Source organism: Flavobacterium sp. UBA6135, from assembly GCF_002428305.1.
Classification (GTDB): Bacteria; Bacteroidota; Bacteroidia; order Flavobacteriales; family Flavobacteriaceae; genus Flavobacterium.
The window spans coordinates 176168-187794 of sequence record NZ_DIVJ01000023.1; the positions used below are offsets into that span (position 1 = coordinate 176168).

General features: G+C 31.0%; 10 protein-coding genes. 2 read left to right on the forward strand and 8 right to left on the reverse strand.

The window, feature by feature from the left end; genetic code table 11:
- Window positions 1-262: 262 nt before the first annotated feature.
- From B3L86_RS06645 to trmB, 6 genes are all read right to left on the reverse strand, one after another.
- Window positions 263-661, reverse strand: a complete 399-nt coding sequence (locus B3L86_RS06645; protein ID WP_291116658.1) for a response regulator — start codon at window positions 659-661, stop codon at window positions 263-265.
- 31 nt (window positions 662-692) lie between these two features.
- The gene (locus B3L86_RS06650; RefSeq protein ID WP_291116660.1) at window positions 693-3524 is read right to left on the reverse strand and encodes a PAS domain S-box protein; all 2832 of its coding nucleotides are present in this window, start codon (window positions 3522-3524) and stop codon (window positions 693-695) included.
- A 1-nt stretch (window position 3525) separates the two neighbouring features.
- A complete protein-coding gene (locus B3L86_RS06655) occupies window positions 3526-5379 on the reverse strand; it encodes a tetratricopeptide repeat-containing sensor histidine kinase (protein ID WP_291116662.1) in 1854 nt (617 codons plus the stop codon).
- Between the two features lie 176 nt (window positions 5380-5555).
- Complete coding sequence (locus B3L86_RS06660) at window positions 5556-5882, reverse strand: MGMT family protein (protein ID WP_291116688.1); 327 nt, start codon at window positions 5880-5882, stop codon at window positions 5556-5558.
- A gap of 5 nt (window positions 5883-5887) precedes the next feature.
- Window positions 5888-6520 carry a LysE family transporter gene (locus B3L86_RS06665; protein ID WP_291116665.1) on the reverse strand — a complete coding sequence of 211 codons (633 nt, stop codon included), beginning with the start codon at window positions 6518-6520 and terminating at the stop codon, window positions 5888-5890.
- A 24-nt stretch (window positions 6521-6544) separates the two neighbouring features.
- Complete coding sequence (gene trmB / locus B3L86_RS06670) at window positions 6545-7219, reverse strand: tRNA (guanosine(46)-N7)-methyltransferase TrmB (RefSeq protein ID WP_291116668.1); 675 nt, start codon at window positions 7217-7219, stop codon at window positions 6545-6547.
- A gap of 86 nt (window positions 7220-7305) precedes the next feature.
- Here trmB and B3L86_RS06675 point away from each other — a divergent pair, with 86 nt between their 5' ends.
- On the forward strand, window positions 7306-8370 hold the full coding sequence (locus B3L86_RS06675; protein ID WP_291116671.1) for a glycosyltransferase: 1065 nt from the start codon (window positions 7306-7308) through the stop codon (window positions 8368-8370).
- Here B3L86_RS06675 and B3L86_RS06680 read toward each other — a convergent pair.
- Both B3L86_RS06680 and B3L86_RS06685 read right to left on the reverse strand, forming a co-directional pair.
- On the reverse strand, window positions 8344-9387 hold the full coding sequence (locus tag B3L86_RS06680; protein ID WP_291116674.1) for a sensor histidine kinase: 1044 nt from the start codon (window positions 9385-9387) through the stop codon (window positions 8344-8346). The genes B3L86_RS06675 and B3L86_RS06680 overlap by 27 nt on opposite strands.
- Window positions 9388-9447: 60 nt before the next feature.
- Window positions 9448-10131: a response regulator transcription factor gene (locus B3L86_RS06685; protein WP_291116677.1), complete on the reverse strand. Its 684-nt coding sequence runs from the start codon at window positions 10129-10131 to the stop codon at window positions 9448-9450.
- Window positions 10132-10312: 181 nt separating this feature from the next.
- Here B3L86_RS06685 and B3L86_RS06690 point away from each other — a divergent pair.
- Window positions 10313-11627, forward strand: a 1315-nt coding sequence (locus B3L86_RS06690; protein ID WP_291116679.1) for a carboxypeptidase-like regulatory domain-containing protein, incomplete at its 3' end; no start/stop codon positions are given.

Here is an 11627-nt window from a genome sequence, read left to right on the forward strand (position 1 = left end):
GTAAAATTAAAATTGATTTTCAAAAGTAGAATAAAGGAGGAACTTTACATTTCATTAAAATAAAAAAGGTACGCATTGCGTACCTTTTTTGCCCCAAATCTACCATAAACTTAACCTACTAATGCTATGGTGGAGTAAAAGTATGTGTCTGTTAATTTTGAAAAAAATAAATCTGTTGTATGGATAAAATAATCGTTGTAATTGTCATTTTTACTATTCTTCCTAAATCCTTTAAAAGAAACTTGATCTTTAAAAAAATATCTTAAGGCTTCAGTACGCTTTTTAAGATTTCGATATTGAGTGGTTTAACCAGATAACCCTGTACTTCAGGATAATTTTCACTTTTTGTCACATCCCCTAGAGCAATTGAAGAAGTAACAATGTAAATAGGAATGTTTTTATGATTATTTACACCAATTTTTCTATAATTCTCCAAAAAGTCCCAACCGTCCATAATTGGCATATCCAAATCAAGAAGAATTATGTCGGGCAAGTGATTAGATTTTACATCTATTAGTGTTTTTAATGCGGAAAAAGCCTCTATGCCGTCATAAAAAATAGAAACTGTAAACGTATCTGAAATTTTGGATAACAATTTTTGTGTTATCGTCAAATAAATTTGATCATTATCAATTACAAAAACATTTAGCTCTTGATTCATTATAAATCTTTTCAGCTAAGTTAGATAAAATTTAATTTATTATAGGCATTTTAACAGTGAATTTCGTTCCAATTCCTACTTTACTCTCTACATCTATTGTTCCTCCCATTGCTTCAATCTTATTTTTTGTCATAAACAATCCGAGTCCACGAGTTGAAATATTGAGATGGAAAATTTTATTCATCTGAAACAATTTACTTTTGTTTTTTTGTAGGTCTATACCCAAACCATTATCTATAATTTCGAAAAACAAATAGTTTTCTTTTGCAAATGCTTTGAATCGAACAATTGTCTTTTTTTCAGTATTTCTAAATTTTAAAGCATTTGATAATAAATTATATATAACATTGTTCAAATAATCGGCATTGAATGAAATGAACAAATCTTTTGAAATGTTATTTTCAATAGTTGCTTTTGATAATTCTATTGCCATTTTTTGATAAGCAATGCCTGATTCAACTGCACCATATAGATTGATTACATTTTTTTTAGAATTTGGATTATCCTCGGAAATGGTCAGCTGATTCAGATTGCTTAATGTGTGATTCAATTCAAAAGCAACATCTCTTATCATTTTGAAATAGTCATTCTTTTCAATCTCGCAAGCTGTGTTTTCAATCAAATGACTGATGGCCAAAATATTACTTGAATGCGACCTAAGGTTATGTGAAACAATGTGAGAAAAGTTTAAAAGTCTTTTGTTTTGATTGGTTACTATTTCCAGAGATGCATTCAAATTTAGTTGGACTTCTTTGAATTTTGTGATTTCTATCATTATACCTCTCACCTTATCGTTACTCCCTGTATTTTTTACGATACTGATATAATTTCGAATCCAGATTAAGTTGCCCCTTTTGTTAACCATTCTATATTCCTGAGTAAACTGGTTTGACTCTCTACTCAAGGCAAAATAATCTTTAATCACTTTTTCCCTATCTTCTTCATAAATAATATTCAGCCAAAATTGCGGATCGTTTAGCCAGTTTTCCTTATTGTATCCTAGAATGATTTCTACTTTGTCGCTAATAAAAACTGGAACAAATCCTTCTTTTTCAACTTCCCAAACAATACCTTCAATTGTATTGATTAAATTATTTATTTTTTCTTGAGAAATTTTTACCAATTGTTCTTGGTGTTTCCTTTCGGTAATATCTTCAGTCGTTATGATTACGCGTTCATAATTATTTTCAAACTCAGTCATAACTTTCCATTGAAAATTGATGTGTTTTAATTGTCCATTAATTGTCAATGTAAAAGTTTCTTCTTTAAAATGTTTTTTATTTAATAAAATGCTACATATTTGGTTTTTGAACGTTTCATATGCTTCGCTTGGGAACAAATTCTTCAGATTTTGAATTAAATGTTTTTTATTTTCTGCCTCATGTAATTTCACGCAAGCTGTGTTGACTTCAATAACTTTAATTTTTTCGATGCAATTTTCAATTACTGCAGGATTGTGGTTTAAATATTCCGTGAGTTCATTTTCATTTTTTTCTGAAAGATTCAGGCTATTTAAATAAGCCTTGATTTCAGAAAAATCTTCTTCCCACATGGGTATTGGGGAATCATTGAACAGGCTTTCAAATCGAATTTGATTAAATATATTTTTTAGTTCAATTTCTTTTTGATGACTAATGTTTTCAACAACGCCAAGATAATATTCTGTATTCTTGTTATCAGTAAACTCAGAAACTGTTAAGTTACACCAAACTGGATAGCCCTCTTTATGTAAGTACCTTTTTTGAACTGTGAAATGTGTGATGCTATTTTGAGCTAATAAACCAAGATTGACTTCATTTAACATTCTGTCTTCAGGAAAACTGATTTGACTGGTTGTTTTACCTAACAGTTCATCTGCTTCATAACCTAACATTTTATTGAAATGGTCATTGGCTAATTCAATTTTTCTTGACTGTTTATTTATTCGAATTAATCCAATTGCTGCTCCATCAAAAACTGCTTTAAATAACTTTTCGTTTTCTAAAAGTTTATCTTCTTGTAAACTTAATTTTTGTTCGAGAAATATAAATTTTTTGAAAAAATAATCAATTCCAATTACACAAAGTAGAAATAAACACAAAAACATAACAAACTCTAAAAGTAAGTCAAAGAAGAATGCTCCTCTTTTGTTGTCTATAATATATAGTTTCCAGCTCTCATTTGAAAGTTCGGTCGTTACATAATTATAATCATAAGGTGAAGGATGCTCTTTTACATAAAATTGTTTTGATTTATCAAAGGGATTTGTTTTCGAAAACTGTATACTAAACTCTTCATTTTGCCATTTTGAGAGCCCGACATTGTCTAAAAAAGTAGAAAGTTTAATCATAACGGCCGAAAAACCCCAAAACGCATTATTTTTAAAAACAGGAACTCTACCTACAATTCCTACTCCTCCTTGTTCAAGCTCAAATGGTCCGGAAAAATAAATATTTTTTTGTAAAATGGTTTTATTGGCCTCATAAGAAATAATGGGGTCTTCTTTTTTATTTAGAATATTAAGACCAAGGGCTTTTTCATTTCCCTCAAGAGGATATACATATTTGATTATTCCACCAGGAACTAACTGAACTGCATCAAAATCTTTATTACTTTTGATTAATTCTTCTGCTATCTGTTCAAAATTATGCGGCTCACCCTTATCATTAATGGTCATCGCTAAAGTAATACAAGCAGTATGACTGTTTTTTAAAGTTTGTTCTATTCTGTCTTTTGTAGAAAAAAGATAAAAATTCATTTTATCTATGCGTTCCTCTTTATGTATCACCAAACGCATCCAGCCAACAATTATAAAGAGAATAAATAAAACTCCAATGACAACACTTTTTATGCTTCTGTAAAATAAGTCTTTTTTTAAAATCATACTACTTCTTTAAAACAATAATAAAAACAGCTCCTTTATTATGTTTATTTTTTATTTCCAAACGACCTTGGTTTAGCTTCAATAAGTTTTTTATTAGAAGTAATCCTATTCCTGTTCCCATTTCATTTGAAGTACCTGCATTTGCTATTACAGATTCTTTCTTATCATTCAATTCTGCCATTAACTCTTTGCTTAGACCAATACCATTATCTGTAAAATAAATTTTTACTTCAGATGCAAAATCTTCCATATGAATTGTAATCTTACTATTTGGATAGCTAAATTTTATACTATTTGACAATACGTTTTGAAAAATGATCTTCAAATGATTTGGATCACACCAAACTTCCTGTTCTAAATAATTGATATAATCAACGGTTATGTTTTTTAGTTCTAAACTTAAATGTGCATTTTGTATCACATTTGTTAAAGTAAGATGTGGATTTAATAAAATGCGTTCTGTTTTCAATCCTTCTAACTGAGATTGAGCCCAAATAACCATATTATTTAACATTTCTAAGGTGTAACCAACTTGTATTTGTAATTTTTGAAGTAATTCTTCTTTTTCTAATTTACTTAAAACCTCTTGCTGATACATGCTAAGTACTTGCTCAATTGAAGCCAAAGGACTTTTCATGTCATGTGACAAAATAGACAGTAATTTTGTTTTGGTAGTATTCAATTTTTCGAGGTTTTCATTTTGTAAAGTAATACTATCGTTTTTCTCGCCTAATTCTCGATTAAATTTTGATTTAATTTGTGCTTGAATAGATAGAAAATAGATGACCACAACAAAAAAACCAACGAATAAAACCAACAACACCACAATGATTTTATTGTCTCGAAGTTGCTTTTGAATTGCTGTTTTTTCAAGATTTAATTTATTGTATTCTGATTCTTTTTTAAGAAACTGCAAGTATTTTACTTTTCTGGCCACGTTTTCACCCACAACAGAATCTTTGTAAACGTTGTGTAGTTTCAAATATTCATAAGCTAAAACAGCATTGTTCTGGTTATGAGCAATTTTACTTAAAACTTCATAACTCATATAAATTTCCCACTTTGATGGGATTTTTTTTGCTAAAACAATTGCGTCGTTAGCATATTTATTTGCAATATCATATTTATTTTTTTCTAAATAATAGAGTGCCAAACCACGATAAGCAAAAGTTCTCTCCCAAGTATTAATTTCCACGGGATGGTTAAGTAATTTTTGAAAATAATAAAATGCTGAATCTATCTCCCCTTTTTGAAGATTTAATTGCCCAAACCTATTGATGGCCATGTGCTCCGTTTCAACACGTTTATTTTTAATAGCTAATTTAAGTGACTTTCTTAAGTAATGTTCCGAGGAGTCTAACACATTCAAATCCATGAAGGCAATTCCTTTGTTGAAAAAATTTGCTGCATTCATGTATTCTTGCTTTTCGCTTTTATTGACAATTGCTTTATTAAAATAATAGATGGCAACTTCATAATTTTCCAAACCCATTTCAACTAAACCAATTCCGGTTAGTGATTTAGAAATTCCAACTTGATCTTTAATTTCTTGATAAATCTCTAAACCTTCTAAGAAATTTTCTAAAGCCAAATGATAATCAGCAGAAACATAAAAAACTGTTGCTCTGGCATATATAATATCGGCATATATTTTCTTGTCAAATTTTTCTAGGTAGAGACTTTCAGCTATATCCAGATATTTAATGGCAGCTACTTTATCTTCATAAAGCTTTGATCTGCTCAGTTCAATTAATTTTGAGATACTATCTTGCTGAGCGTTTTTTTGAGAATAGAGATTTAGTAATCCACTAATAAATAGCATGATTACTACATAAAAAAAGTAGGTTTTTTTCATATAAACAACCGGATTGGGGGCAACAAAAGTAGGTTTAATTTATATGGGCATGCAACTTTTTAACATTTTTTATCAAATAAATTGATGGAAGTCAAGCTCTTGTAGGTGTATTAGTAAGCGATTTACTACTTATTTTTATTGTAAATACAACTAAATACTTTGGTAGTACAAATCAATTAATCCTGAATTTTAGGTTCCCAAAAAACTTTTTCAAATTCTATAATTTGATTATCAACAATTTTGACTCCTTCGTTTTCTAACAATTGTTGCATAAGATTGGTGCCGTCAAAATGGTGTTTTCCGGTAAGCATTCCTTTTCTATTTACCACACGATGAGCAGGAACATTATCCAGACCATGAGAAGCATTCATTGCCCAGCCCACCATTCTGGCAGAACGAGCAGTACCTAATGCTTTTGCAATGGCACCATAGGAAGTAACTTTTCCTTCGGGAATTTGTCTTACTAATTCATAAACTCTATTGAAAAAATTCTCTTCCAAAATAAAAACTATCTGAAAACTATTTTGAATAATGTAATTAATGCTACTATTCCTGTTATTGAGCCAATAATATGGTTAATATTTTTTGAGAGAAAAGAAGCATTATTTTGTTTCCCTTTAAAGAAAGAGATATACCCAAAAAACACTAAAAAAGCTGCAATGGCTGTCCCGAAAGAAAAGGTATATATAAAATAAGAATCAAAAATAAAGTAATCATAACTTCCTAAAGTTACACTAACAAAAACATAGTATGGCACCGGAAATAAATTTAAAGACGACAATAACATCCCCATAAAAAAGCGACTGGTTTTGCTACGCATTTTAACTTCTTCTTTTTTCTTATTTGTTTTAGGTTTTTTTGCAACCCACAAAAAATAAATGGTTAAAAGACTAAAAATCACAAATCCAATTTCTTGTAAAACGGCACTAATATCGGCTCTTCTATCAATAAAACGAGCAAATAAAACAGCCAATAGCGTTTGAAAAAAAACAATTACTGAAGCTCCAAATGCAAACCACAAAGCTCTGTTTCTTCCATCACGCATGCTCACTTTTGCGGCTGTCATGTTAAGTAATCCAGGCGGCAATGTTCCAATAACAGCAGTAGAAATTCCTAGTAAAAGTGGCAGAGTTGGATTCATTTTTTTCTAAATAATATTTTTCTTTTATTTAATTCTGAATTGGATGTAAGTTATGGCTTTATTAATTTCTAAATATTGTTTTTCATAAAAAGTTTGAATCGCTGTAACTACTTCGGGAGCTCCTTCATTTTTATATACATTATGGTTAGCATATAAAACTTCGTGACCTTCTCCGTGTAGTAAACCCAATGTATATCCATGCATGAATTCGCTATCGGTTTTCAAATTCATTATCCCGTTAGGTTTTAAAACTTTTTTATAGCGTTGTAAAAACTCCGAATTGGTCATCCGATGTTTGGTTCGTTTGTATTTTATTTGTGGATCAGGAAAAGTAATCCAGATTTCATCTACTTCATTTTCCGAAAAACAGTATTCTATTAATTCTATTTGCGTTCGTAAAAAACCAACATTATGTAATCGGTTTTCAACAGCTGTTTTTGCTCCTCTCCAGAATCTGGCTCCTTTTATATCAATGCCAATGAAGTTTTTATCCGGATATCTTTCGGCCAAACCAACAGAGTACTCTCCTTTACCACATCCTAATTCTAAAATTATTGGATTGTCATTTTTAAAAAACTCTTTGTTCCAATTTCCTTTCCATTTAAAATCTCCTGAAACCACTTCTTCGCGAGTTGGTTCTATTACATTTGTAAAGGATTCGTTTTCTTTAAATCGTTTTAATTTATTCTTGCTTCCCACGTAACTTAATTTTTTGGTAAAATTAGGGAAATATACTCAATCAAAAATAGTTGTACTTTTACATTTATTAAATGAGTTATTAAGATTTGAAAACAGAAAAGCCAAAAATTCTTGTTGCTCCTTTAAATTGGGGACTTGGCCATGCTACAAGATGTATTCCGATAGTTGAAGCTCTATTGGAGAATGGCTTTGAGCCTGTTATTGCCTCAGATGGAGTTGCACTTCACATTCTTCAAAAAGAATTTCCGCATTTGATTTTCTTGGAATTACCTTCTTATCAAATTGAATATGCAAAAAACGGAGCGTTTTTTAAGTGGAAATTGATTAAAAACAGTCCGAAAATGATGGAGGCTATTTATCATGAGCGTCAATTGACCAAAAAATGGGTAAAAGACTACCAATTGGTTAGTATTATTTCTGACAATCGGTTGGGTGTTTATTCCAAAAAAGTGCCTTCGGTTTTTATAACCCATCAGTTAAATGTTTTAACTGGAAACACAAGTTGGATTACCAGTAAATTACATCAATATATCATAAAAAAATACAATGAATGTTGGGTTCCCGATTCTGCTGAATTACCTAATCTAACCGGAAAGTTAGGCCATATAAAAAACCCGCATTTTAAGATTAATTACATTGGTCCGTTGAGCCGTTTAAACAAAATAGAGTTGCCAAAAAAATATGACTTAATGGTTATTCTCTCAGGACCGGAACCTCAGCGAAGCATGTTAGAGGCTCACTTAAAAGAAGAACTTAAACGCTATATTGGTGATGTGATTTTTATTAGAGGCGTTGTTGAATCAGAACAAAAAACAGAGCAAGTGGCTAGCATCACATTTTACAATTTTATGACTTCCAAACAATTGGAACAAACTTTTAATGAAAGTGAGATGGTTCTTTGTCGATCTGGTTATACCACCGTAATGGATTTGGCAAAATTAGAAAAAAAGGCCTTTTTTATTCCAACTCCAGGTCAATTTGAACAAGAATATTTAGCTAAAAAATATAAAAAAGAAGGCATCGTGCCTTATGCAAAACAAGATAAGTTTGTTATTGAAAATTTATATGAGATTGATTTATATAAAGGATTACAACATTACAATATGAACTTGGATTGGAAAAAATTATTTTTGCTTTTCGAGCGTAAATGAAAATTCTGACCCCACTCCATATTGGCTTTCAACATAGATTTTTTCATTATGCCCTTCGATAATGTGCTTCACAATTGCCAACCCAAGTCCTGAACCACCTTCTGAACGTGCTCCACTTTTATCCACTCTAAAGAAGCGTTCAAAAAGTCTTGGAATGTGTTGTTTTTGAATTCCTTCTCCGTTATCTGTAATTCTAACAATGACTTTATTGCTGACCAAATCTTCAATACTAACTTCTGTAGTTCCTCCTTCTTTACCATATTTGATTGAATTCATGACCAAATTTGTAACCACTTGTTGTATTTTTTCCTGATCAGCCACAACAAATATTGGTTTTGCATATTTGGCATCAAAAGTTAGGGTTATTTTCTTTTTGTTGGCACGCATTTCAAGCAATTCAAAAACATTTTTGACCAACTCCACGATATCAAACTCTGAAAATTCCAGGTTTAAATCTCCGGTTTCCAATTTGGTTATCATGTCTAAATCTTTCACGATATAAATCAGTCGTTCCACACCTTTTTCAGCTCGTTCGAGGTATTTTTTTCGAATCGATTTATCATCCATTGCACCATCTAACAACGTTGAAATATATCCTTGAACGGTAAATAATGGCGTTTTTAATTCATGAGAAACATTACCTAAAAACTCTCTTCGGTATTCTTCTCTAATTTTTAAGGTTTCAATTTCTAATTTTTTGTCTGTTGCAAACTTTTTTACTTGTTTGGTAAGCGTCGCCATATCTGTGGTAATAGGCTGGTTTCTGAACGTAGTTGAGTCTAATAAAGACACATCGTCATAGATTTTTTTTACTCTACGGTAAATGAATCGTTCTACTCTGTATTGAATCACAAAAAAAGAAAAGAGATATATTGCTAAAAAAAACAGGACTAAAACGGGATAATTTACTTCCGTTACAAGATGTAAAATAAGAGCAACAACACCTGTTGAGAATAAGGTGATATATAGTGCTGATTTGACAGCAAACTTATACGTTTTTTTAAAATTCAAGGCCATTTATACGTCATTAACAGCCCAAAAGTAGGATAAAATAATCAGTTGGTTTAAAAAAGTAATTTATAATTCAATTTTATAACCAACCCCTTTGATGGTTTTAAAGAATTCGTCACCAATTTTTTCTCTTAATTTTCGGATATGTACATCAATTGTTCTACCGCCAACTACTACTTCATTTCCCCAGACTTTATCCAAAATTTCTTCCCGTTTAAATACTTTACCGGGTTTTGAAGCTAACAGATAAAACAATTCAAATTCTTTACGCGGTAAAATTATTTCTCTTCCTTCTTTTACAATTTTGTATTCTTCACGATTCACTTCAATACCACCAACATTTAACACATCTCCTTCTTGATTATCTTCTTTCAAACGACGCAACAAGGCTTTAACTTTACTAACAAGAACTTTTGGTTTGATTGGCTTTGCGATATAATCATCTGCACCTGCATCAAAACCGGCTACTTGAGAATAATCTTCATTTCTTGCGGTTAGAAACGTTATAATTGTATTGGCTAATTCAGGAATCTTTCGAATGTGTTCACATGCTTCAATACCATCCATTTCCGGCATCATTACATCCATAATAATGAGTTGAGGAATTTCTTTTTTTGCCTTTTGAACAGCTTCTTTTCCGTTGGTTGCTGTAACAATTTGATAGCCTTCTTGTGCAAGATTGTATCCTACAATTTCAAGTATATCTTGCTCATCATCAACTAATAAGATTTTTATTTCCTTTTTTTTCATAACGCTTTAGTTACTTGTTTTGGTTTGTAAAGATAAATATAATACAAAATGAAACACGGTGTTAACAGTAATTTAATGTAGTAACTTTTTGGTAACATATATAAAACGAATTGGTAACAGGTTGCTAACTCCGAGTTTACTTGTAGTGTCTTTCTTTGCATCGAATAAAAAAAACAAATCGATGAAACAAACTTTATTATTTATTGCACTCTTTTTAAGTGTTTTTTCCTATGCTCAAAAAGGAACCATTACAGGTACACTTACTGACAAAGATATGAATAATGAGCCTTTACCTTTTGCAAATGCTTTAATTAAAGGTACAACAATAGGAACTACCACTGACATACAAGGTAAATTTACACTTCAAGTGGAACCGGGAAGCTATGTATTAGAATTAAGTTTCTTGGGCTATCAAACTATAGATGTGCCTGTAGTTGTAAAGGCAAATCAAACACTTACCATAAACAGAGCTATGACAAGTGGTGATGGGGTGATGCTTCAAGACGTTACCGTTGCTACAACAAGAAGAAAAAATACAGACGTTGCCATCATGACCGAAATGAAAGAAGCCAAACAAGTTGTTAGTGCTATTTCTGCGGAACAAATCAGTAAAGGAACGGATGGAAATGCAGCTGAAGCCGTACAACGTGTTCCGGGCGTAACTATTGTTGACGGAAAATTTGTAATGATTAGAGGTTTAAGTGAACGATATAATAATGTATTAATCAACAACTCCATCGCACCAAGTACAGAGGTTGACAAAAGAACGTTTTCATTTGACTTGATTCCTACGGATGCTATTGATAAAATTGTTATTTACAAAACGGCTTCTGCTGACAAACCAGGTGATTTTTCAGGAGGAATTATTTCCATTACAACCTCTGAGAGCACTGCAGAATTTACAAAAGTAAATTTTGGTATTGGATATAGAGCAAACACATCTTTTGAAGATTATTTTCAAAGTGAAGGATCAGATACAGACTTTTTAGGATTTGATTTAACCTATAGAGCTTTACCCAGAGGGTTTCCCAGTAAAACACAAATTAATGATTTACCAGGTGTAAATGCTGCTGCATCACAACGTTTAAAAAATAATTTTAATCCAACTCAATCTACTGCATTTTTTGACAATAGTGTAGGATTTAGTTTGGGTAGAAATATCAACTTTGAAAACGGCATGAAATTAACAACCGTTAATGCCTTAAATTATTCTGAAGGTTTTCAATATTACAGAAGACAATTTTCAAGATATACCAGCTTAAATGAAGGAGAAACAAGACCTCCCTTATGGTTTGATTATCGTGATGATACGTACAAGAAAGAAAATAGAGTAACCCTTTTGTCCAACTGGATTTTGAAAATTAATAACAACAACACTATTAAATTCAAGAATCTATACAATCAAATTGGTGAAAACGAAACCATTTTAAGAAACGGAAGTAACTTTTTACAACGAGGTGAAGATTTATTTAAAAATTATTTGTTGGGATATAAAG